Raw genomic sequence first — 23251 nt, forward strand, 5'->3', positions numbered from 1 at the left:
AAACGGACCCTACATCGAACCAACCCCGGCACCGATGCCGGGGCGGCCCGTTGAAACGGACCCTATGGCTCAGGCCGCGACCATGCCGTGGGGATCGATCACGAATTTCTTCGCCACGCCGCCGTCGAAGTCGGCGTAGCCCTGTACCGCCTGATCCAGGGTAATCACCTGCACGTTCACCGCCTTGGCGATCTGGACCTTATCGAACAGTATGGCCTGCATCAGGGGGCGGTGATACTTCATCACCGGGCACTGGCCGGTGTGGAAGGAGTGGGACTTGGCCCAACCCAGCCCGAAGCGCATGCTGAGCGCACCCTCCCGGGCCGCCTCGTCCGCCGCACCCGGATCCTCGGTGACGTACAGGCCGGGAATGCCGATCTGGCCGCCAGCCCGGGTCAGCTGCATGGCCGAGTTGAGCACGGTGGCCGGTGCCTCCTTGCCATGGTTGCAGCCGCAGGCATGGGCCTCGAAGCCGACACAGTCGACGAAGGCGTCCACTTCCCGCTCGCCGAGGATGGCTTCCAGCTTGTCTTCCATGGAGCCGTCTTCGCGCAGGTCGATGGTCTCGCAGCCGAAGCTGCGGGCCTGGGCCAGGCGATCCGGGTTCATGTCGCCGACGATCACGCAGGCGGCGCCCAGCAACTGGGCGGACGCGGCCGCGGCCAGGCCCACGGGGCCGGCACCGGCGATGTAGACGGTGGAGCCCGGGCCGACGCCGGCGGTGACGCAGCCGTGGAAACCGGTGGGGAAGATGTCCGACAGCAGGGTGAGATCGCGGATTTTCTCCAGGGCCTGGTTGGGATCCGGGAACTTCAGCAGGTTGAAGTCGGCGTAGGGCACCATCACGTATTCGGACTGGCCGCCGACCCAGCCGCCCATGTCCACGTAGCCGTAGGCGGCGCCGGGGCGGGCCGGGTTCACGTTCAGGCAGATGCCGGTCTTGCCTTCCTTGCAGTTGCGGCAACGGCCGCAGGCGATGTTGAAGGGCACCGAGACGATGTCGCCCACCTTGAGGAATTCCACGTCGCGGCCGCATTCGATGATCTGGCCGGTGATCTCGTGGCCCAGCACCAGGCCGGAGGGCGCCGTGGTACGGCCGCGCACCATGTGCTGGTCGCTGCCGCAGATGTTGGTGGACACCACCTTGAGGATCACCCCGTGGTGGCAGGCCCTGTTGCCCAGAGACAGCTCGGGGAAGGCGATGGACTGGACCTCGACCTTGCCGGGACCGGTGTAAACCACACCCCTGTTACCGTGTATCGCACACATGTTCAGCATCCTTCTTGCTTGACGGGTTTGACGCCCCGGCGCCGGGCCGGAACGTGGCGAGCCGGGAAGTCATATCCCCTCCTCCGGCAGGCTCCCAGTAGACTTCCGAAACCCTTTTGCAACATTGCTGATTAAGACACCCACTTATCAAAACAAGACATCAAGGTCGTTAACAGCATGGTAACCCCGGTCCTTGCTCCGGCCGGCTCCCACCGCCAGACTAGGGCTGAATGGCATAATGTTAAAATTGTATTAATTAATGGCTGCATTAAGAAAGCCTATTATCGCGGCGCGACACCGGGAAAACAGGCGCCCCGGGTGACTGGTCTGCTCACTTCGTCGGCAGATTTCGCTTGATCATTTCGCAAACTGTCCCTAGGCTTATTTTTATTGAACGTTCAATTAATAAAAAATTATGCCTATTACCGGAATCAAGGATACCCGCAGGAAACAGCTGATCGACGCCACCCTGGCCTCGGTGGCCGAGTACGGCCTGCAGAACACCACCATCAACAGCATCAGCCGGCTGGCGGGGATGTCGTCGGGCATCATCAGCCACTACTTCGGCGGCAAGCAGGAGCTGATTGAGGCGACCGTCCGGCAGTTGCTGGAGGAGCTGAAGCAGGCGCTGCTCAGCCGCGCCTGCGCCGACATCGCCCCGCAGCAGCGGCTGCTGCGGATAGTGGAAGCCAACTTCACCGAGTTCCAGCGCTCGCGCCCGGCCACCAAGTCGTGGCTGAGCTTCTGGGCCCAGGCCATGCACGACCCGCGCCTGGCCCGGCTGCAACAGGTGAACAGCCAGCGGCTGATCAGCAACCTGCGCTATTCCTTCCGCCCCCTGCTGGGGCCGGAGCAGGCAAAGATTGCCGCCCGCCAGACCGCCGCCCTGATCGACGGCTTCTGGCTGCGCAGCGCGCTCAGCACCGAGCCGGACCGGGACTTCCGGGAAGGCGAACAGCTGTGCAAGAAATTCATCACGGATCTGCTACGGCAACATGGAGTGAACGCATGTCATTGACGATATACCAGAATTTTATCGACGGCCGCTATGTGGCCAACGAGTCCGGCGACACCTTCGCGGTGGTCAACCCCGCCACCGGCGAGGTCATCTATGAAGTGGAAGTGGCCGACGAACTGATCAAGGAGCAGGCCATCGCCTCCGCCCGGCGCGGCTTCGCGCTGTGGTCTGCCATGACCGGCATGGAGCGGGCCCGCATCCTGCAAAGGGCCGTGGCCCTGCTGCGCGAGCGCAACGACGAACTGGCCCGCATCGAGGTGCTGGACACCGGCAAACCCTGGCAGGAAGCCTCGGTGGTGGACGTAGTCACCGGCGCCGACAGCATCGAGTTCTTCGCCGGGCTGGCCCCGGCCATCGAGGGCAACCAGCAGAGCCTGGGCGGCGATTTCTACTACACCCGCCGGGAGCCGCTCGGCATCTGTGCCGGTATCGGCGCCTGGAACTATCCGCTGCAGATTGCCTGCTGGAAGGCCGCCCCGGCGCTGGCCTGCGGCAACGCCATGATCTTCAAGCCCTCGGAAGAGACCCCCCTGGGGGCGCTCAAGTTGGCCGAAATCTTTATCGAGGCCGGGGTGCCCGCCGGGGTGTTCAACGTGGTGCAGGGCGACGGCGCCGTGGGTGCCTGGCTGACCCAGCACCCGGACATCGCCAAGGTGTCCTTCACCGGCGAGGTGGGCACCGGCAAGAAGGTGATGGCCGCCGCCGCCGGTACGCTGAAGGAAGTGACCATGGAGCTGGGCGGCAAGTCGCCGCTGATCATCTTCGACGACGCGGATCTGGACGACGCCGTTTCCGCCGCCATGCTCGGCAACTTCTACACCCAGGGCGAGATCTGCACCAACGGCACCCGGGTGTTCGTGCATAACGACATCTACCCGGCCTTTATGGAGCGGCTGCTGGCGCGTACCCGCAACAACATTGTGGCCGGCGACCCGCTGGATCCGGCCACCAACTTCGGCGCCCTGATCTCCAAGGCCCACTACGACAAGGTGCTGGGCTATATCCAGAAGGGCGTGGAAGAAGGCGCCACCCTCGCCCACGGCGGCGAAGCCCTGCGTCCGGCCTCGGCCCCCAACGGCTACTTTGTGGCGCCCACCATCTTCACCGATTGCCGCGACGAGATGACCATCTGCCGGGAGGAGATCTTCGGCCCGGTGATGTCGGTGCTGACCTTCGAGGACGAGGACGACGTGGTGGCACGCGCCAACGACACCGATACCGGCCTGGCCGCCGGCGTCTTCACCAAGGACATCCGCCGGGCGCACCGGGTCATCCACCGGCTGCAGGCGGGCATCTGCTGGATCAACGCCTACGGTGCCTCCCCCGCCGAGATGCCGGTGGGCGGCTACAAGCTGTCCGGCATCGGCCGGGAAAACGGCCTGGCCACCCTGAATCACTACACCCAGCTGAAAGCGGTGTACGTGGGCATGAACAAGCTGGAAAGCCCGTTTTAAGGGCCGCGAGGTAACGCAATGGATAACGTATTCGACTATATCATCGTGGGCGCGGGCTCCGCCGGCTGCGTGCTGGCCAACCGCCTCACCGAGGACGGCCAGCACAAGGTGCTGCTGCTGGAAACCGGCGGCAGCGACAAGAGCATCTTCATCCAGATGCCCACCGCCCTGTCCATCCCCATGAACACCAAGAAGTACGCCTGGCAGTTCGAGACCGAGCCCGAGCCCTTCCTGGATAACCGTCGCATGCACTGCCCGCGCGGCAAGGTGCTGGGCGGCTCTTCCTCCATCAACGGCATGGTCTATGTGCGCGGCCACGCCCGCGACTTCGACGAATGGCAACAGCACGGCGCCGAGGGCTGGGACTACGCCCACTGCCTGCCCTATTTCAAGAAGGCCGAAAGCTGGGCCTTCGGCGGCGACGACTACCGCGGCGACCAGGGGCCGCTCGGGGTCAACAACGGCAACCGGATGCAAAACCCCCTGTACCAGGCCTTTGTGGACGCCGGGGTGGAAGCCGGCTACTTCCACACCGCCGACTACAACGGCCGCCAGCAGGAGGGCTTCGGCCCCATGCACATGACGGTAAAGAACGGCGTGCGCTGGTCCACCGCCAACGCCTACCTGCGCCCGGCCATGAGCCGCCCCAACCTGACCGTGGTCACCCACGCCCTGGTGCACAGGGTGCTGCTGGACGGCAAGCGGGCGGTGGGCGTGCGCTATGAGCGCAACGGCCAGGTGCAGGAGGTGCGGGTGAGCAAGGAGGTCATCCTCAGCGCCGGCCCCATCGGCTCGCCGCACCTGCTGCAGCTCTCCGGCATCGGCGCCAAAGAGACCCTGGCCGCGGCCGGCATCGAGCTCAGGCACGAGCTGCCCGGGGTGGGCGAAAACCTGCAGGACCACCTGGAGTTCTACTTCCAGTTCCGCTGCAAGCAGCCCATTTCGCTCAACGGCAAGCTGGACCTGTGGAACAAGTTCCTGATCGGCAGCCGCTGGCTGCTGAAGAAGGACGGCCTGGGTGCCACCAACCACTTCGAGTCCTGCGGCTTTATCCGCTCCAAGGCCGGGGTGGAGTGGCCCGATCTGCAGTACCACTTCCTGCCCGCCGCCATGCGCTACGACGGCAAGGAAGCCTTCGACGGCCACGGCTTCCAGGTGCATATCGGCCACAACAAGCCGAAGAGCAGGGGTTTCGTGAAGGTGGCCAGCGCCGACCCCAAGGCCGCGCCGCGCATCCGCTTCAACTACCTGGAGCACGAGGAAGACCGCGAGGGCTTTCGCGCCTGCGTGCGCCTGACCCGGGAGATCATCAACCAGCCGGCGATGGATCCCTACCGGGACGCGGAAATCCAGCCCGGCGAGCAGGTCAGGACGGACGAGGAGATCGACGCCTTCGTGCGCCAGTCGGTGGAAAGCGCCTACCATCCCTCCTGCTCCTGCCGCATGGGTACAGACCCGCTGGCGGTGGTGGACCCGGAAGCCAAAGTGCGCGGCATCAAGGGCCTGCGGGTGGTGGACTCCTCCATCTTCCCCACCATTCCCAACGGCAACCTCAACGCCCCCACCATCATGGCGGCGGAGCGGGCCGCGGATCTGATCCGGGGCAAGGCGCCACTGGCTCCCTCCACCGCCGAGGTGGGCATGGACCAAGAGTGGCAACGCCGCCAGCGGGCGGGCAAACCGTCCCGGGTGCTGGACTGACGTTTTTGCTACCCGGCGCACAGCACCGCCGGGTAGCCGGTGCCAAGATGGCGCAGAGTCCAGCAAGAACGGGGGGAAACACCATGGCCGGAGGATGGGCACGGGACGGTGCCGTGCAGGAGCAGATAGACGCCAGTGTGGAAGAGGCGGTGCAAAATGCCCGACGTCGGCTCGCTGCCGGCGACAGCCTGAGCCACTGCGAGGAATGCGACGCCCCCATTCCCGAGGCCCGGCGCCGGGCGGTGCCGGGAGTGCGTCTGTGCATCGACTGCCAGGCCGGTCAGGAAAAATCACGTCAGGGTGGTGACGGCATCAACCGCCGCGCCAGCAAGGACAGCCTGCTACGCTGAGCCGCCAAGTCGGGAGTCCATGCGGGTCTGCAGACCCGGCACCGTGGCCCGGACCGGTGCACCCTGCCCTGGATGCCCGCCTGCGCGGGCAAGACGGAGTAAACGTCACTCCCGCGCAGGCGGGAGTCCCGTGCAATATTTCATGGATCTCCGCCTTCGCGGAGATGACGGCAGTTTAACCGCATTGATAAAGGGAAATATCTGGCGAAAAATCAGCTGATGGACTTTGCCATCAAGCTGAAGGCCCGCTGGGCCCTTTTGTTGCCTCCCCTCACCTGCCCCCGCTAAAGAACCGGCTTTCGGTGCGCACCTCGGCCTGGCCGTCGCCGGCCACGAAGGTCACCGCCTGCATATGGCCGGGCAGCAGGTAAGGGTCGGCGGCCAGGCTGACCGGCAGGCTCAGGCTTTCGCCGGGCGCCACCGCTATCTCCTGCTCGCCCATCCAGTCCAGGCCGTCCGCGCCTTCCACCCGCAATTGGTAGTGCCGATGCTGCTGGGTCTTGTTGGCCAGCTTGAGGGTATAGCTGTTCTCCACCCGCCCTTCGGCCGTTTCCCGGTACAGCTGGTTGCGATCCCGCAACACGTCCAGCGCCAGTGGCGGGCGGCTCAATACGGCGTAGGCCAGCAGCCCCAGCGCGAGGCCCATCATCAGGCCGTAGCCCAGCAGCCGGGGCCGCCGCAGCCAGCTCTGGCCCCCGGCCAGCTCCCGTTCGCTGGCGTAGCGGATAAGCCCGGGGGCATAGCCCATGCCGCTCATGGTCTGGTCGCAGGCATCCGCACAGGCACCGCAGTTGATGCACTCGTACTGCAGGCCGTCACGGATGTCGATACCGGTGGGGCAGACCTGCACGCAGAGCTGGCAGTCGATGCAGTCCCCCAGCCCCAACTGTTTCGGGTCGGCCTTGCGGGCGCGCGGCCCCCGGCTTTCGCCCCGCTTGGCGTCGTAGGTTACGGTCAGGGTATCCCGGTCGAACATGGCCGACTGGAAGCGGGAATAGGGACACATATGGGTGCACATTATGGTGCGCATCCAGCCCGCGTTGAGGTAGGTGCACAGGGTGAAGAACAACACCCAGAAGCTGGCCCAGGGGCCGGCGGAGAACGCCAGCAGGCCGCTGGCCAGCTCGGTCGCCGGCACGAAATAGGCGACAAAGGTCACGCCGCTCAGCAGGGCGATCAGCAGCCAGGCCAGGTGCTTGCCGCCCTTGCGGGCCAGCTTGGCCGGGCTCCAGGCGGCCTGGTCCAACCGGCGGCGCTGGTTGGCGCTGCCCTCGAACCGTTCCTCCACCCAGATAAACCAGAAGGTCCATACCGTCTGCGGGCAGAGGTAACCGCACCAGACTCGCCCCAGCAAGGCGGTGACGAAGAACAGGGCGAAAGCCGCCACCATCAGCAGCAGCGCCAGCAGGGTCAGATCCTGGGGCCAGATGGTGGCGCCGAACAGGTAAAAACGCTGTTGCTCCAGATCCAGCCAGATCGCCTGCCGGCCGTTCCAGCGCAGCCAGGGGCCGGCCAGGAACAGCAGCATCAGCGCCCAGCCCAGGCGTTGACGCCAGCGCTGCCAGCGTCCTTGCTGGGCGCGCACATAGACATGGCCCTGGTCGATGGGCCGTACGGGCGTGGTACAGGTCTTGACGTCAATCCGGGAAGAAGTATCCATAAGGCTCACATTGCTCGGTTGGAACAGGCGGGTCGAACGCCCGCCACGACCGGGGCAGTAGAGCATGGGAGCAGACGGCGCAACATAAACAGTTGGCCGCAAATCGACCATAACAGTTGCGGTCTGTGAGCCGGTTTACAGAACAGCCGGGCTAGGCCAGCTGTTCGCCGATCAGCTCCGCCAGCCGGCGGATGGCGGCGTCGCTGCGGGAGTTCCAGGGCAGGGAGGTATTGAGCCGCAGGCAGTGCCGGTAGCGGTCATCGGTGGCGAACATGCGCCCGGGGGCTATGGTGATGCCCTCCGCCAGGGCCCGCCAGTACAGCCGGGTGGTGCAGACCGGCGCCGGCAGCTCGACCCACAGGAAATAACCGCCTTCGGCGCCATGCAGCCGGGCCGAGGGCGGAAAGGCCCGCTGCACCGCCCGGCAGAAGCGCTGCTTGCGCTGCGCCAGGGTGCGCCTCAGGGTATGCAGGTGCTTGTCGTAGTGGTGGCCGGCAAGGTAATCGGCCAGGGCCAGTTGCATGGGCGCGCTGGCGGACAGGGTGCTCATCAGCTGCAGCCGCTGCACGGCCTCGGCCTGCCGCCCCGCCGCCACCCAGCCGATGCGCATGCCGCTGCCCAGGGTCTTGGAGAAGGAGGCGCAGTGCAGCACCCGCCCCTCCCCGTCCCAGGCCTTGATCGGCAGGGGCGGCTCGTCCCCGGCATACAGCTCGCCGTAGACATCGTCTTCGATCAGGGCCACGTCGTGCCTGGCCAACAGCGCCAGCAGCCGCGGCTTGCGGGCCGCCGGCAGGGTGCCGCCCAAAGGATTCTGGCAGTGGCTCATCAGCCAGCAGGCCTTGACCGGGTAGCGCTCCAGAGCCTCGGCCAGGGCATCCGGATCCATGCCAAGCACGGGATCCGTGGCCACCGCCACCGCCTTCAGCCGGTGCCGCTCCAGCGCCTGCAGGGCGCCATAGAAGGCGGGCGACTCCACCACCACCCAGTCGCCGGGCGCGGTCAGCGACTGCAGGCCGAGGTTGAGCGCTTCCAGCGCCCCCGAGGTGATGACGATTTCATCGGGCGACACCCTCATGCCCCGGGCCGCATAGCGGCGGGCGATGGCGCGCCTGAGCTCGATGCGGCCGGGGGGCAGGCTCACGCCGGTGCCCTGGCGGTGCAGTTGCCGGGCCACCCGGCCGAGGGAGCGGGCCAGTTGCTGGCGGGGAAAGAGCGACGGGTCGGGAAAGGCGGAGCCCAGGGCCACGCAGGACGGATCGTCCCCGGCCTGCAGCAGCTTGAAGATAAAGGCGTTGATATCGACGTTTTCCGCCGGTTGCAGCGAGGGCGGCGAGTGCTCAATGGTGCTTGCCGGCGGCTCGGCCACGAAATAGCCGGACTGGGGCCGGGAGCGGATCCAGCCCTCGCTTTCGAGCAGCTGATAGGCGCTGAGCACCGTCATCAGGCTGAGATCCGCCCGGCGCGCGCTTTCCCGCAGGGAAGGCAGCCGGTCTCCCGGCTGCCAGGCGCCGGCCGCAATCTGGCCTTGCAGCTGCCGGGCCAGTTGCTCGTACTTGGTCACTCAGCCGCGCGCCAGCTGGCAGTTCTCCCCCTTCAGCTCGGCCATTTCCTGGCCCAGGTTCAGGGCCTGGCGGATGTCGGCAAGCTCCTGCTGGTGGGCACGGCGCAGCTTCTTGCGCAGCTTGCCCATCACGAAGCGGCGGATCTCCTCCTCGCTCTCGAGGATAAGGCCGGGCACGGCGATGGGTTTGCGGGTTTCCTCGTCCAGCGCCACCATGGTGAAGTAGGAGGTGTTGGTGTGCTTGACGATGCCCTGGCGGAAATCTTCCGACACCACCTTGATGCCCACCTCCATCGAGCTCTTGCCCACGTAGTTGACCGAGGCGTACAGGGTGAGCAGCTCGCCCACCTCCACCGGATTGACGAAGTCTACCGAGTCCACCGAGGCGGTCACGCAGTAGCCCTTGGCGTGGGTAGCGGCGCAGGTATAGGCGATTTTGTCCATCAGCGACAAAATCACCCCACCATGCACCTTGCCGCCGAAATTGGCGTAGGAAGGGACCATCAACTCTTTGAGGATAACCTGGGACGACTCAACCGTTCTGAAACCCGCTTCGTTCATTGCTTCACCTGATTTGTTCTTGATGCCGGAGACTCCGCCTTCCCGCGCAGCGGGAAAGGCGCTTAAGGATGTCCGAGCCGGCCGCCGGCGTAAACCGTTTGCGGCCGAAAAAGCCGATTTTTTTACACTTGCCCCCCTGCCCGCCCGGGCGGGGCTCGTATCGCCCATCGCTGTAAGGTATTATTTACAGCCCGATACGGCTCAAGACAGCACCATGCGCTTAAAAGTTACCTGTGAAGACCGCCTGGGCCTGACCCGGGAGCTGCTGGACATACTGGTGGAGCACCGGATCGATCTGCGCGGCATCGAGATCGACATCAGCGGCATCATCTACCTGAACTTCCCCACCCTGGATTTCTCCGCCCTGCAGCACCTGATGCCGGCCATCCGCCGCATTCCCGGGGTCCATGACGTCAAAACCATCCCCTGCATGCCCTCGGAGCGGGAGCACAACGCCATCATGGCGCTGCTCAAGGCGCTGCCCGACGCCGTGGTGGCGGTGGACACCAAGGGCCGCATCAGCCTGGCCAACGACGCCGCCTGCGCCCTGCTGGCCCAGCCCCAGTCGCAGCTGCTGCAACAACCCCTGGGTCCCCTGCTCAGGGGCGTTTATGTGAGCCGCTGGCTGGAACAGGCCGAGCCGCAGCCGCTCAGCGAAAAAGTCTCGCTCGGCGGCGAGCCCTACCTGGCCGACTTCCTGCCCATCTGGGTAACGGAAGAGTCCGGCGAACAGAGCCTGGCCGGCGCCGTGGTGGTGTTCAAGTCCGCCTACCGGGTGGGCCAGCACTTCAAGGTGATGCGCAGCCGGGAAAGCGGCCATTTCGACGGTTTCCAGGCCCAGAGCCCGGCCATGAGCGAGCTGATCCGGGAGGCGCGCCGCCTGGCCACCCTGGACGCGCCCCTGCTGATCCAGGGCGAAACCGGCACCGGCAAGGAGCTGCTGGCCCGGGCCTGCCACAACGCCAGCCTGCGCGGCGAAGGGCCCTTCATCCTGCTCAACTGCGCCGCCATTCCCGACGAGGCGGCGGAAAACGAGCTGTTCGGCTATGCCCCCGGCGCCTTCGGCAACAATGCCCAGGGCAAGCGCGGCGTGCTGGATCAGGCCAATGGCGGCACCCTGGTGCTGGACGAGATCGGCGAAATGTCGCCGCTGCTGCAGCTCAAGCTGCTGCGGGTGCTGCAGGACGGCGTCTTCCGCCGCCTGGGCGACGAGCAGGAGGTGCGGGTGGATATCCGCTTTATCTGCACCACCCAGCAGGATCTGGCCGGCCTGGTGCAGGGCGGCCAGTTCCGCCGGGATCTGTTCTACCGGCTCAACGTGCTCAACCTGCATCTTCCGCCCCTGCGCGAACGGCAGAAGGACATACTGCCCCTGGCCCAGCACTTCTGCACCCGCTTCGCCGCCGAGCTGGAGCGCCCCCTGCCCCGGCTGTCCCGCGCCCTGGCCGACTATCTGCAGCATTACGCCTGGCCGGGCAACGTGCGCCAGCTCAGGCACAGCCTGTACCGGGCCATCAGCCTGCTGGAGGGAGACGAACTGGATCTGGCCCAGCTGTCGTTGCCGGAGCAGAACGGCCTGCAGGGGCTGGACGCCCTGTGCGAAGGCTCGCTGGAAGAGGCGGTGAAAGGTTTCGAGCGGATACTGCTGGAGCGGCTCTACCCGGAATACCCCTCCACCCGCCAGCTGGCCAAGCGGCTCAATATCTCCCACACCGCCATCGCCAACAAGCTCAAGGATTACGGCATCGGCAAGCACAGCCGGCAGAAGTGACGATAAAGCGGATGGTTGCGCCGTGACGAAGACGATAACCGCCGCAAGAAGGCATTGCCGGCACATGGTTGTCTTGGGGAAGACAAAGAAAAAAGCCGTACCCGGTGCCGGGTACGGCCAACATGCTGACAAACCTTCGAGTTACTCTGTTGTCACTCCCGCGAAGGCGGGAGTCCAGTGCAAACTGTCATGGATCTCCGCCTTCGCGGAGATGACCACGGTTAAACAGCTGCGTTGAGGGAAAAATGTCTATCTAGAAATAGGATGGGAGACGTTGTCAACAAATCGGCCGTATCGGGTACGGCCGTGATATACCACCGATTTACTGGGCAAAATGCGGAGAACGGGGGCCGTAGAGAATGCCGTTGGGCATGCCCGCCGACAGCAGGCGGGCACTGGTGATCCCCGAGATCTGGTGCCCTTTGTCGGTCAGGGTGCTGGCAATCTGCTCGATCACCGCCTGCACCATCATCCCGACCAGGCTGCCGGAGCTGGAGCTCTGCTCGCTGCTGGAGGCGGTGGCCTTGCCGGCCCAGAGCTGCTGCCCCGTTCTGAGGTCGACCAGGCGGGCGCTGGCGGTGACCCGGGTATCGCTGCTGATGATCATATAGCTGGTGCCGTATTCCTCGACCTCGATATAAAGCACGGCATCGGCACCGAAAATCTGGTGCAGTTTGTCCAGCGGGACCTTATGAATGTCTTCCGGGTTGACCAGGCCGTTCTGCCGGAAGGTTTCATCCACCACCGCGACGGGGAAAACGTAATAACCGGACTCCGCCAACGGATAGGTCACCTGGGATAACAGGCTGTAACTGGCCTTGACGTCGGGCGACTGATTTGCCGGTGGCAACACCAATATCGACTTGGGCTTGGCTGCTTTAAAAGCGGCATAGTCGTAGGCCTCGGGCGCGGCACAGCCCGCCAATATCGCCGTCACGAGCAACAGGAGTGGATACAGTGTCCGTTTCATCACAGGGTGTCCTTGTTCTGTTTCAGCAAAAAGTCCATAAACACCGCCGACTCGGGAAACAAACGTTTCTCTGTCGCAAATTGTTCAAGCGCCTGCTGCTCCCTCCCGCTATTGGCATAAAGCAATCCCAGGTGGGCATGCAAACCGGGGGCAACCCGGCGATCTTTCGCCCTTGCTTTCTCGATACTTTCTTCCAGCTGGGCGACCTGCTCATCCAGATTGTTGTTATCTACCTGGTAATACTGATAGACCGACGGCTGATAAGCATCCCACTGATACAGCGTGCCCGGCCCGGCACAGCCGGCAAGCAAAACGGCGGCCATAAGCAGCGAACAGGTATAGCGTTTATTGTGCATGTTCTCTTCCCGCCCGTTATCGCACCGGATTCCAGGCACCCTGCTCGACGCCGGCCACCAGATTATTCACCGCCTCACGGATGGCCAGGTCCAGCACCTTGCCATTCAGGGTCGAGTCATAGCCGGCGGTACCGCCAAAGCCGACGATTTCACGGTTGGACAGGCTGTACTCGCCGGCCCCCTGGGAGGAAAAGACCACTTCTGAAGTTTGTACGTTCACCACGTTCAGGTTGACCTTGGCATAGGCAATCTGTGACTTGCCGCGCCCCAGGATGCCGAACAGCTGGTGATCACCGACCGCCTTGCGGCCAAACTCCGTTACATCGCCGGTGACGACATAGTCCGCCCCCTTCAACGCCTGCGCCTGCCCTTTAATTCCGGCCTCGGCTTTTATCTCCTGCATATTGGTCCTGTCCAGCACATTGAAACGGTTGCTCTGCTGCAGGTGGGTGACCAGTATGGTGGTGGCCTGATTGCCCAGCCGGTCGACCCCGTCCGAAAAAATACCGCGCTGAAAACTGGAGCGGTTTTCAAATTTCCCAACGGAAATGGGACTGCGAACCCCCTGGTACTGGCTGCCATAGGAATTGACTTTTTCTACCGCCAGCGAGCGGGAAGACTCGGTCGCACAACCGCTGACCAGGGTGGCGGACAGCAGGGTGGCACACACTAATGTTGTTTTTTTCATTATCACCGTCTCTTTCGTATAAAAAATAAACACAAATATGATGTGGATAGGGTATTGCCGAGCAAGCCAGCACAATTCTATTTCAGGCACAAAAATAGTAGAAGCGATATAAACGCCGCCTGGGAAACCATTCCAAAGATGGCATTAAATAGCGGTGCCGAATAATAGATCAATCAAGACCACGGGCGGGTACAGCGCAACCGCGCTGTTAATTGCGGTATCCTGCGGGCGAAACGCTATCGGATTGCATGGGGCCCGATTTTAGAGCCCCGGGAACGGTTATTCAGAAGGCGTAATCGATAAATACCAGCACCCAGGTCAGGGCCGCCAGCAACAGGGCCAGCAGCACGGCGGCCGAGCCCATGTCTTTGGCCCGCCCCGCCAGCTCGTGGTGCTCGGGACCGATGCGATCCACCACCGCCTCCACCGCCGAGTTGAGCAGTTCGACCACCAGCACCAGCACCAGGCTGCCGATCAGCAGCACCCTGGCCACCAGCCCTACATCCCACCAGCAGGCCAGGGGCAGCAATACCGCCGCCAGCCAGCACTCCTGGCGAAAGGCCGCCTCGTTCCGATAAGCGCTTTTGAGGCCTTGCAGCGAATAGCCGCCGGCGGAAATAATACGGGTCAGTCCTGTCTTGCCAGGTTTCATGGTTGCTCCTTGAAAGCCCTGCTCTGCAACTCCACCCCCTGGGGGCTGACCGACAGTACGCTGCCCTGGGTGTACCAGTCGCCGAGCACGATGCGCCGGGCCGGCCGGCCGTCGATGCTGAGGTCATGGATGCCGGGCCTGTGAGTATGGCCGTGGATCAGCAAGTCTACCTCGTTCAGCCGAAGTTGCCGCGCCACCTCGGCCTGGTTCACGTCCATCACCTGCATCATCTTGTCCTGCTTGGAGCGGGCGCTCTTGCCGCGGATGCCGTCGGCGATGTTAAGCCGGAAGCGCAGCGGCAGCCGCAGGAACAACCACTGCAGCCAGGGCCAGCGGGTAATGCGACGGTAACGCTGGTAGCCGGCGTCGTCGATGCACAGGGTGTCGCCATGCATGATAAGCGCAGGCCTGCCATAGAGATCGACGACCCGCTGTTCGGGCAACAGGGTCATGCCCGCTTGCCGGGCGAAGCGGCGCCCCACCATGAAGTCCCGGTTGCCATGGATGAAATAAACGGGAGTGCCCCGCTCGCTGCAGGCATGGAAAGCCGACGCCACTTGCCGGTTCAACTCGCTCGGCTCGTCATCACCAATCGAGAATTCAAACAGATCGCCCAGCACATAAAGCGCATCGGCATGCACCGCGTCCTCACGCATAAAGCGCAGGAAGGCGGCGGTGATGTCGGGACGCCCGCTGCTCAGGTGCAGATCGGCGATAAAGAGGGTACAAGGCATGAATGGCGGTTCCTGAATACAAAGACAACAATGCCCGCCGGGGCGGGCATTGCTTCCAACAGCCGGGAGGCCTTATTCGCCGACGGTCACGCCGGTGATCAGCACGTCGTCCACCGGAACGTCCTGGTGCATATAACCACGGGTGCCGGTGGCCACGCCCTTGATCTTGTTGACCACGTCCATGCCTTCGACCACTTCGCCAAATACACAGTAGCCGAAGCCCTGGCTGGTGGCGGACTTGAAGTTCAGGAAGTCATTGTCGTTGACGTTGATAAAGAACTGGGCGGTGGCGGAGTGCGGCTCCATGGTGCGGGCCATGGCGACGGTGCCGACCTTGTTGGCCAGGCCGTTGCCGGCTTCGTTCTTGACGGGGGCACGGGTGGCCTTTTCTTCGAAGCCGGGGCCGTAACCGCCGCCCTGGATCATGAAACCGTCGATCACCCGGTGGAACAGGGTGTTGTCGTAGTGGCCATCGCGGCAGTATTGCAGGAAGTTGGCGACGGTGTCCGGGGCCTTGTCGGCAAACAGGTTCAGGGTGATGTCGCCGTAAGTAGTGTGCAGTGTGACCATAATTGCGTATCCAGATAGTAGGTTCAGAAATCGATTTTAACGCAAGCCGACGCTTTAGCGAACCCCTGCCGCCCACACGACCGGCACCGAATGGCCATTAAACCGGCAAGTTTCACTCATGCCATATCTGTGCGCCCAGTATTCCAAGCCAGACGAGCGCCGCCAGCACCAGCGCAAGCAACACCGCCGCCGAGCCGATATCCTTGGCCCGGCCGGCCAGTTCATGGTGCTCGGGGCCGATACGATCCACCACTGCTTCGATGGCCGAGTTCAGCAACTCCACTATCATGACCAGCAGCAGGCTGGCGATCAGCAGCAGGGTGGGCACCAGCCCCGGGTGCCAAAACAACGCCACCGGCACCAGTATCAGGGCCAGGGCGCATTCCTGGCGAAAGGCGGCCTCGAAGCGCCAGGCGCTTGCCAGGCCCTGGCGGGAGTAGCCAAGGGCACGGATCAGCCGGATAAAGCCGGTATCAGCGGGTTTCATCGTTCGACTCTCCGGTAGGCAAACGGGCCAGCGCCGGCGCCGGCAGGCGATACCAGCCCTGTTGATAGGCCAGGCTGCCCCACAGGGCATAGGCGCGGGCCTCGTCCAGCAGGCTAGGGTCAAGGGGCGCCGACGTCAGACGCTGGCTGAGCGCGTCGTAACGAAACCCCAATCCCTCCCGTTCAGGCTGCAGTACCGCCATCTCGTCGCCCTTGAGCAGCGCGAAATTCTTGTCGAACTGCATCAGGGCACGGTTGGGCGAGAACCGGGTCAGATCCCGCCCCAGCATGGGATTGTCGCTGTCGATGCCAATCAGCGACAGCAGGGTCGGCGGCAGGTCGATCTGGCTCACCAGACGCTCGTCACGGCGGGCCGCTATGCCCTCGCCCAGCAGCAGGGCGGGCACCCGAAAATGCGGCACCGGCACCAGCTCGGGGCCATAGGTACGAGAGTCGTGATCGGCCACCACCAGGAACAGGGTGTCCTGCCAGTAGTCCGCCTGCCGGGCCTTGGCAAAGAACTGTCCCAGGGCGTAATCGGCATATTTGGCGGCATTGTTGCGCGTCGGCTTCGGCTGTTCGTACAGCGCAATGCGTCCATCCGGAAATTCGAAGGGATCATGGTTGCTGGAGCTGAACACCAGGCTGAAGAAGGGCTGGTCGTCCCACTGCAGCCGTTCGAATTCCTGGTGTGCCCGGGCGAACAGATCCTCGTCGCTCACCCCCCAGGAGCCCTGAAACACGGCATCCGTGAAGTCACGCTGGTCCACTATGTGTTCAAAGCCGTTGCCCAGGAAGAAGCTGGCCATGTTATCGAAGTGGCTTTCGCCACCGTAAATAAACCCGGTTCGGTAGCCTTGCTCCCTCAGCAATTGCGCCAGGGTAAAAAAGCCGGTCTGGCTTCTGTCCAGTTTGACCACGGCCTGCGCCGGCGTGGGCGTAAAACCGGTGACCACCGCTTCTATGCCGCGCACCGAGCGGGTCCCGGTGGCATACAGTTGCTCGAACAGCCAGCCCTGCTCGGCAAGCCGGTCGAACTCGGGAGTCAGGGGCAGGCCGCCCAGGGTACCGACAAACTGGGCGCCCAGGCTTTCCTCCAGGATGATCACCAGGTTCTTTGACCGCCCCCGGTAACTGGCGACGTTGCGGGTCAGCGTGGGCAGTTCCTGCGATACATAATCGCCGTCGGGCCGCCCCTGGGCCCGGCGCAGGGTACGCAACAGTTCGGCTCGGTCCATGTGGCCATAAAGGGAGGCCGCGTCCTCTTCCTTGCCCAGTTGCTTGATGGCAAAGCCGACCGAATAGGCGGAATTCAGCACCAGGGTGTTGACCAGGGGATCGGTGGAAAAGGCCACCAGGGCGGGATTAAGGCCCCGGTGGCCCAGGCTGGAACGGGCTCCCGCCAGTCCCAGTACCAGGATCAACACGGCCAGCACGGGTCGCCAGTACCAGGCGGGTATCCTCACATCGCGGCACAAGCGCCCCGACCAGCGCCAGCCTGCCCATAGCGCCGCCGGCACCAGGACGGCGGCCAGCAGCAGGGCTATCCTGTGTCCCTGCCAGAGCATGCCGAACACTTCCCTCGGATAAATCAGGTATTCCACGAAGAGCCGGTTGGGGCGCAGATCATAGGTATCGATAAAGGCGGGGGTGGCCAGCTCGAGCAACAGCAGCAAACCGGTGCCGGCGGCCAGCCACAGCCGCATCAGACACAGCCAGGCGCGCCCCAGGGCCCCGGGGCCGGCGAGCAACGCCGTCAACACCGCCGGCACACCAAACAGCCAGCACAGGGTCGACAGATCGATCCTCAGCCCCTGCAACAGCAGGTGGACCCAGCCCTGAGCCTCGTTCACCCGCCCGGCCTGCCAGGCGGAAAGCCCCAGTCGGCTGGCACCCAGCAGTGCCAGGTTCAGCCAGAAAAAACAGAAAAAGGGCCATAACGGCCCGGAACCTCTCTTCACCCAGGACATGCTCACCTCAGGATCCCCTTTATGCATGGACCACATCATTCATGGCGGCCATGCTAGCGAGCCGGAGGTGAAAAAAAGGTGAAAAGCTCCGGCACCGTCGGGGAAAACCGGGCTCAGCCGGTACGGCACTCCGCCAGCATATCCAGCGCCGGCCGGTACACCTTGCTCTTCACGCCCATCAACCCGAGCACGGAGTCAAACAGGTTGTCGTGGGAGTAGTGGCCCTGGCTGGCCTGGTGCTGCAGACACTGCCGATCAAGCCGGGCCTCCCGACTCAGCCCGGAAGACAGCCAGAGCATCAGCGGAACCTGGGTCTGCTGCTCCGGGGCCAGCGCATAGGGCATGCCGTGCAGGTAAAGGCCTTTTTCCCCCAGTGACTCGCCGTGATCGGACAGGTACAGCAGGCCCGTGTTCCAGTCCGGCCGGCGCTCATCCAGCAACTTGACCACCTGGCTGATGATATAGTCGCTGTAGTAGAGGGTATTGTCGTAGCTGTTCACCAGCTCATGGGTGCTGCAGTTCTGGATATCACTGCGCCGGCAGTCGGGCTGAAAGTGGGCAAACTCGGCCGGGTAACGCCGATAGTAGGTGGGACCGTGGCTGCCCACCATGTGCAGCACCAGCACGGTATCCTGCCGCTCGGCAGCGGCCATGGCCCGTTGCACGGCCTCCAGCAGCACGCCGTCCTTGCAGTAGTCGCCATCGCACAGGGGACCGCCGTCCTCGGGGCGAAACTCGACGGTCTCGACCCGGGCACAGACGCCCTTGCAACCGCCATCGTTCTCAAACCAGCGCACATTGACGCCGGCACGCTGGAGTACGTCCAGCAGGTTGTCCTGGCGCGCTGCCTGTTCGGCGTCGTAGTCCGTGCGGGACAGCCGGGAAAACATGCAGGGAACCGACACCGCCGTGGTCGTTGCGCAGGAGGTGACCGAACGGAACGAAACAACCGCCTGCTCCCTGGTGAATGCATTGGTGCCACGCGGATAGCCGTTATGCTCAAAATTCATGCTCCGAGCCGTTTCTCCGACCATCAGCACCAGCAAAGTGGGCTTGCGCTCGGGCCGGGATGGCGCCAGCTGTGCATCCTCGCCCAGGGTCTGGTAGGGCAGTTCCTCTTTGAGATAGGTGTTGTACACATAACCGCTGGCGCTGGACAGATAGTAGGTGGGAATGATGAGTTGCCGCAAATGACTGTTATTACGCCCGACCGAGGCATAATCCTGGTAATAGCACAGCGCGATGACACCTATCACCGCAAGGGAGCCCAGCACCGACAGCGCTTTCCAGCACAGGTCCCTCAGCAGGCCATCGTGACGGATCCGCACCCGGGCGACCAGCAGCGCGGGCAGTGCGCCGGCAAGCAGAAACCAGAGCAGGGAACTGCCATTGAAATAGGATTTGGCCTCCCCCGCATGGGTCTGCATGATGTTGACCATCATGTCCCGATCGAGCACGACCCCGTAGTTGAACATGGCATAGCTCACCGCCGAGGACAGCAACAGCAGCAGGATGAACAGGCCTTTTTCCAGGTATTTCACCGCCAGTAGGGTGAGCAGGATATTCAGACAGGCCACGAAGAACACGGGAATGGACAGCACAAAGCCAAACCTGACTGCCTCCAGCCGGCCCAGGATGTCGATCAGCCTGGCGATAAGCGGCAGGTTAAGCACAAAAAAGAAATACAGCGCCAGCAGGAACACCAACCAGCGGGAAGAAATACTAGGACGTTGGGCAAACACGTGTATCACCATAAAAACCAGGAAAACAGGATATCCGGCCTACTGCCGGGGCTTGGCCCACGCTTGTGTAGCGGGCGGTTCCCAGCCTAGCGGGGTCATGGTGAAAAAAAGGTCGAAATCCCGGTTACAGGCCGATACGGACCCGGGTTCCCGAGGGCTGGTTGGCATCCAGGGTCAAGGTCCAGTGCTGATGCTGGCACACCCGTTCGACGATGGAGAGCCCCAGGCCAAAGCCGTCCCCGCCGGTGACGCCCCGCTCGCGCACCCGGGTCAGGGCGTCCGGCGCTATGCCCGGTCCCGTATCGCTCACTTCCAGCCAGCCAGGCCCCAGGTAAAGCTCGACACCGCCCTCGGTCGTGTGGTTGACGGCATTGCGCAGCAGGTTGTTGATAACGGCGCCCATCAGGGTGGCCGGCACCATCGGCGAGCCACTCGATTCGGCCTCTGGCGCTATCTTCAGGCTAAGGCCGAGGCCACGCCGGCGGGCCAGGGGCAGCCAGTACTCCCACAGCCGGGTAGCCACTTCGGCGAGCGGCGCCGGCGTGTCATGCCGTGCCGCCTGCTCGGGGGAGCGGGATAACTGCAGAAACAGGTTGACCTGCTGCTGCATCTCGTCGAGCGCCGTTTCTATCCGGTCGAGCTGGCACCGCTCCGGCTCCGATCCCGAACCGGTTTCCCGCAGCATGTCGATCGCGCCGCGGATCACCATCATGGGTGTGCGCAATTCGTGGCTGGCATTGGCGGAAAACTGCTGCTCCCGCTGCAGCAAGTCATGGACCTGCCGGGCATATTCCTCGAAGGTCTGCGCCAGCTGGCCGGTTTCATCGTCCGGATAGCGCCCCTGCAGCCGGGCACCGGATTGGTGACGCAGGCGTGTCACCTCCTCTGCCAGATTGGTGACCGGCTGCAGGATCTGGCGGCTGAGCCGGCGGGACAGCCAGAACCCCAACGCCCACACCGCCAGCACTCCGAACACCAGGCTGCCGAATACCCCCAGCTCATAGCGTTCGAACTCGCTCTGATCCTGTACCAGCACATGCAGCCAGCCGTCCTCGTAATGCACAAAGAGGTGATAGGCTCCCTCTGTCAGCAGCACCTCATGGCCGCCTTCCGGATAGTCCCGGAACGGCTCCGGCAGGAGTTCGAGCTGGTCGGGATGCAACTTGTAATAGGTGGAATCGGCCATCGCCAGCACCAGGGGCTGCTCGAACGACAGGTGGGCCTGTACCTGATCCAGCAAATCGCTCTGCAGGTGGTTATAGAACAGGCCGCGTTCAAACCAAAACACCAGCAGCACTATGGCCCCGGCCGCCAACAGGCTCAGGGTGACGATCAGCAGGTTGAGCACCCACTGCAGGCGGGCGTTAATGGTCAGGCGCATGGTCGTCGGCGGCCAGGCGGTAACCCTGGCCGTGTACCGTGTGGATCAGGGCGCTGGCGAAGGGTTTGTCGATGGCGCTGCGCAGCAGGTAGATATGGGACTTGAGCCCGTCGCTGTCGGGCGGCTCGTCGGCCCACAGCTGGCTGGCCAGGCTAGCCCGGCTGACGACGTGAGGCGCATTTTTCATCAGTATTTCCAGCAACTTGAGGCATTTGGGGTTGAGGCTGATGTCCCTGCCCTGACGGCGAACCTTGCGGGTGTCCAGATCCAGGGTCAGGTCGGCCACCGTCAAACACCGCGCCAGTTGTTTCTGGCTGCGCTTGAGCACCGCCTGGATGCGTGACCACAGCTCGGGCAGCGCGAAGGGTTTGACCAGATAATCGTCGGCACCCACCTCGAACCCGGCCAGTTTGTCATCCAGGGTCTCGCGCGCGGTCAGCATCAGCACCGGCAGCGGATTGAGCTCGGCGCGCAGCCAGCGGCACAGCGCCAGGCCATCGAGCCCCGGCAGGTTCAGATCGAGCACCAGCAGATCGTATTCCTGCCGGCCCAGCTGTGCCAGGGCCGCGGCCCCGTTGTAGAGGGCATCGACGGTACATCCTTTAAGGATCAGGAAGTCGACGATGTTGACCAGGATATCCGGGTTGTCTTCCACCACCAGTATGCGCATTCACTCTCCTCGTCCTGGATCGGTGCAGCAATGATTCTATGAACCATTGTCTTTGGTAGAACGGGGTCATTAAAACATCGACGAAGTGCTTAATGTAGCCTTAAGTTTGCCGCCATAATAGTCGGGTGGACGGTGGGCGGCGAATTGACCAACGCTTTTGGGAAACATTTCCTCCGCCACTGCCGGTTGAGGGCTGTTACCGCCAGCGCCGGTGGGGCTTTGGACTTGCACCGAATGGCCATTAAAGGTTCAATACGCACAGACCAACATTCATCACCAAGACCCGGAATCATGCTGAAAATCTACAATTCCCTTACCCGACAAAAAGAACAATTCACTCCCCTGGTGCCCGGCAAGGTCGGCATGTACGTCTGTGGTGTCACCATTTACGATCTCTGTCATATCGGCCACGGCCGTACCTTCGTCGCCTTCGACGTGGTCACCCGCTACCTGCGCTACCTGGGTTACGACCTGACTTTTGTGCGTAACATCACCGATATCGACGACAAAATCATCAAGCGTGCCGCCGAGAACGGGGAAAGCTGCGATGCCCTGACCGAACGGCTCACCCTGGAGATGTACAAGGATTTCGACGCCCTCCATATCGCCCGTCCCGATATCGAGCCCAAGGCCACCCAGCATATTCCCGAGATCATCGCCATGGTCGAAAGCCTGATCGGGGACGGTCATGCCTATGTGGCCGACAACGGCGACGTGCTGTTCGAGGTGAGCAGCTTCAAGGACTACGGCAAGCTTTCCGGCCAGAATCTGGAGCAATTGCAGGCCGGCGCCCGGGTGGAAGTGGAGCAGGCCAAGCGCAACCCGCTCGATTTCGTGCTGTGGAAACAGTCCAAGCCCGGCGAGCCGAGCTGGGATTCGCCCTGGGGCCCGGGTCGCCCCGGCTGGCACATCGAGTGCTCGGCCATGAACGGCAAGCACCTGGGCAAGCATTTCGACATCCACGGCGGCGGCTCCGACCTGCAGTTTCCCCACCACGAGAACGAAATCGCCCAGAGCTGCTGCGCCAACCACAGCCCCTACGTCAACACCTGGATGCATTCGGGCATGGTGATGGTGGATCAGGAGAAGATGTCCAAGTCGCTCGGCAACTTCTTCACCATCCGTGACGTGCTGGAGCACTACGACGGCGAGACCATCCGCTACTTCCTGCTGTCCGGCCATTACCGCAGCCAGCTCAATTACTCGGACGACAACCTGAACAAGGCCCGGGCGGCGCTGGAACGCTTTTATACCGCCCTGCGCGATCTGCCGGTAGTGGCGGCGGAGGGCGGCGAGGAATTCGTGACCCGGTTCAAGGCGGCCATGAATGACGACTTCAACACCCCCGAAGCCTACTCTGTGCTGTTCGATCTGGCGCGGGAAATCAACCGGCAGAAGGGCCAGGACGACACTACCGCCGCCGGCCTGGCCGCCCGCCTGCGCGAACTGGCCGGGGTACTGGGCCTGCTGGGGCAGGATCCCGAGACCTTTTTGCGCGGCGATGCCGGCGCCGACGATGAAGTGGCCGAGATCGAACGGCTGATCCAGGCCCGGCTCGATGCCCGCCAGGCCAAGGACTGGGCCGCCGCCGATGCCGCCCGGAACCGGCTGACCGAGATGGGCATAGTGCTGGAAGACGGCCCCGAAGGCACCCGCTGGCGCCGAAAATAACCGCCACGGCCGCCGA

General features: G+C 63.5%; 21 protein-coding genes. 6 read left to right on the forward strand and 15 right to left on the reverse strand.

Annotation, left to right across the window (positions count from 1 at the left end):
• Nucleotides 1-69: 69 nt before the first annotated feature.
• A complete protein-coding gene (gene fdhA, locus JKV55_RS11955) occupies nt 70-1269 on the reverse strand; it encodes a formaldehyde dehydrogenase, glutathione-independent (protein WP_237332836.1) in 1200 nt (399 codons plus the stop codon).
• 415 nt (nt 1270-1684) lie between these two features.
• Between fdhA and betI the strand changes: the two genes are divergently transcribed.
• The 4 genes from betI to JKV55_RS11975 all read left to right on the forward strand — a co-directional run bounded on the left by betI (nt 1685) and on the right by JKV55_RS11975 (nt 5792).
• On the forward strand, nt 1685-2287 hold the full coding sequence (gene betI / locus JKV55_RS11960; protein ID WP_202085630.1) for a transcriptional regulator BetI: 603 nt from the start codon (nt 1685-1687) through the stop codon (nt 2285-2287).
• Complete coding sequence (gene betB / locus JKV55_RS11965) at nt 2278-3741, forward strand: betaine-aldehyde dehydrogenase (protein WP_202085632.1); 1464 nt, start codon at nt 2278-2280, stop codon at nt 3739-3741. The genes betI and betB overlap by 10 nt, the downstream gene beginning before the upstream one ends.
• An 18-nt stretch (nt 3742-3759) precedes the next feature.
• Nucleotides 3760-5442 (forward strand): choline dehydrogenase, encoded by a 1683-nt coding sequence (betA, locus tag JKV55_RS11970; RefSeq protein WP_202085637.1) that lies wholly within the window; start codon nt 3760-3762, stop codon nt 5440-5442.
• An 83-nt stretch (nt 5443-5525) separates the two neighbouring features.
• Nucleotides 5526-5792: a DksA/TraR family C4-type zinc finger protein gene (locus JKV55_RS11975; RefSeq protein WP_202085638.1), complete on the forward strand. Its 267-nt coding sequence runs from the start codon at nt 5526-5528 to the stop codon at nt 5790-5792.
• A 271-nt stretch (nt 5793-6063) separates the two neighbouring features.
• Here JKV55_RS11975 and ccoG read toward each other — a convergent pair whose 3' ends face one another.
• The 3 genes from ccoG to JKV55_RS11990 all read right to left on the reverse strand — a co-directional run bounded on the left by ccoG (nt 6064) and on the right by JKV55_RS11990 (nt 9574).
• On the reverse strand, nt 6064-7452 hold the full coding sequence (ccoG, locus tag JKV55_RS11980; RefSeq protein ID WP_202085648.1) for a cytochrome c oxidase accessory protein CcoG: 1389 nt from the start codon (nt 7450-7452) through the stop codon (nt 6064-6066).
• Between the two features lie 151 nt (nt 7453-7603).
• Nucleotides 7604-9013 carry an aminotransferase-like domain-containing protein gene (locus tag JKV55_RS11985; protein ID WP_202085650.1) on the reverse strand — a complete coding sequence of 470 codons (1410 nt, stop codon included), beginning with the start codon at nt 9011-9013 and terminating at the stop codon, nt 7604-7606.
• Complete coding sequence (locus JKV55_RS11990; protein WP_202085652.1) at nt 9014-9574, reverse strand: acyl-CoA thioesterase; 561 nt, start codon at nt 9572-9574, stop codon at nt 9014-9016.
• Between the two features lie 214 nt (nt 9575-9788).
• On the opposite strand from JKV55_RS11990, the gene tyrR reads away from it, so the two are divergent.
• The gene (gene tyrR / locus JKV55_RS11995; protein WP_202085654.1) at nt 9789-11345 is read left to right on the forward strand and encodes a transcriptional regulator TyrR; all 1557 of its coding nucleotides are present in this window, start codon (nt 9789-9791) and stop codon (nt 11343-11345) included.
• A gap of 322 nt (nt 11346-11667) precedes the next feature.
• Here the strand turns inward: tyrR and JKV55_RS12000 are convergent, their stop codons facing one another.
• The 11 genes from JKV55_RS12000 to JKV55_RS12050 all read right to left on the reverse strand — a co-directional run bounded on the left by JKV55_RS12000 (nt 11668) and on the right by JKV55_RS12050 (nt 21564).
• A complete protein-coding gene (locus JKV55_RS12000; RefSeq protein ID WP_202085656.1) occupies nt 11668-12315 on the reverse strand; it encodes a DUF799 domain-containing protein in 648 nt (215 codons plus the stop codon).
• Nucleotides 12315-12671: a DUF4810 domain-containing protein gene (locus JKV55_RS12005; RefSeq protein WP_202085664.1), complete on the reverse strand. Its 357-nt coding sequence runs from the start codon at nt 12669-12671 to the stop codon at nt 12315-12317. The genes JKV55_RS12000 and JKV55_RS12005 overlap by 1 nt, the downstream gene beginning before the upstream one ends.
• A 16-nt stretch (nt 12672-12687) precedes the next feature.
• Complete coding sequence (locus JKV55_RS12010; RefSeq protein WP_202085666.1) at nt 12688-13359, reverse strand: CsgG/HfaB family protein; 672 nt, start codon at nt 13357-13359, stop codon at nt 12688-12690.
• Between the two features lie 283 nt (nt 13360-13642).
• Nucleotides 13643-14011, reverse strand: a complete 369-nt coding sequence (locus tag JKV55_RS12015) for a diacylglycerol kinase (protein ID WP_202085668.1) — start codon at nt 14009-14011, stop codon at nt 13643-13645.
• Nucleotides 14008-14745: a UDP-2,3-diacylglucosamine diphosphatase gene (gene lpxH, locus JKV55_RS12020; protein ID WP_202085670.1), complete on the reverse strand. Its 738-nt coding sequence runs from the start codon at nt 14743-14745 to the stop codon at nt 14008-14010. The genes JKV55_RS12015 and lpxH overlap by 4 nt, the downstream gene beginning before the upstream one ends.
• 72 nt (nt 14746-14817) lie before the next feature.
• Complete coding sequence (locus tag JKV55_RS12025; RefSeq protein ID WP_202085672.1) at nt 14818-15315, reverse strand: peptidylprolyl isomerase; 498 nt, start codon at nt 15313-15315, stop codon at nt 14818-14820.
• Nucleotides 15316-15427: 112 nt separating this feature from the next.
• Complete coding sequence (locus JKV55_RS12030; protein ID WP_202085674.1) at nt 15428-15802, reverse strand: diacylglycerol kinase; 375 nt, start codon at nt 15800-15802, stop codon at nt 15428-15430.
• Nucleotides 15789-17771 (reverse strand): LTA synthase family protein, encoded by a 1983-nt coding sequence (locus JKV55_RS12035; protein ID WP_202085676.1) that lies wholly within the window; start codon nt 17769-17771, stop codon nt 15789-15791. Before JKV55_RS12035 ends, JKV55_RS12030 begins: the two co-directional genes overlap by 14 nt.
• A 113-nt stretch (nt 17772-17884) precedes the next feature.
• Nucleotides 17885-19513 (reverse strand): phosphoethanolamine transferase, encoded by a 1629-nt coding sequence (locus JKV55_RS12040; protein WP_369409645.1) that lies wholly within the window; start codon nt 19511-19513, stop codon nt 17885-17887.
• A gap of 124 nt (nt 19514-19637) precedes the next feature.
• Entirely contained in the window at nt 19638-20894 is a 1257-nt protein-coding gene (locus JKV55_RS12045; protein WP_202085680.1) for a sensor histidine kinase, read from the reverse strand.
• Nucleotides 20878-21564, reverse strand: coding sequence for a response regulator transcription factor (locus JKV55_RS12050; protein WP_202085682.1), 687 nt, complete (start codon nt 21562-21564; stop codon nt 20878-20880). Before JKV55_RS12050 ends, JKV55_RS12045 begins: the two co-directional genes overlap by 17 nt.
• Before the next feature lie 291 nt (nt 21565-21855).
• Between JKV55_RS12050 and cysS the strand changes: the two genes are divergently transcribed.
• Nucleotides 21856-23235, forward strand: coding sequence for a cysteine--tRNA ligase (gene cysS, locus JKV55_RS12055; RefSeq protein ID WP_202085683.1), 1380 nt, complete (start codon nt 21856-21858; stop codon nt 23233-23235).
• Nucleotides 23236-23251 lie beyond the last annotated feature (16 nt).

Source organism: Zobellella iuensis, from assembly GCF_016746085.1.
GTDB lineage: Bacteria > Pseudomonadota > Gammaproteobacteria > Enterobacterales > Aeromonadaceae > Oceanimonas > Oceanimonas iuensis.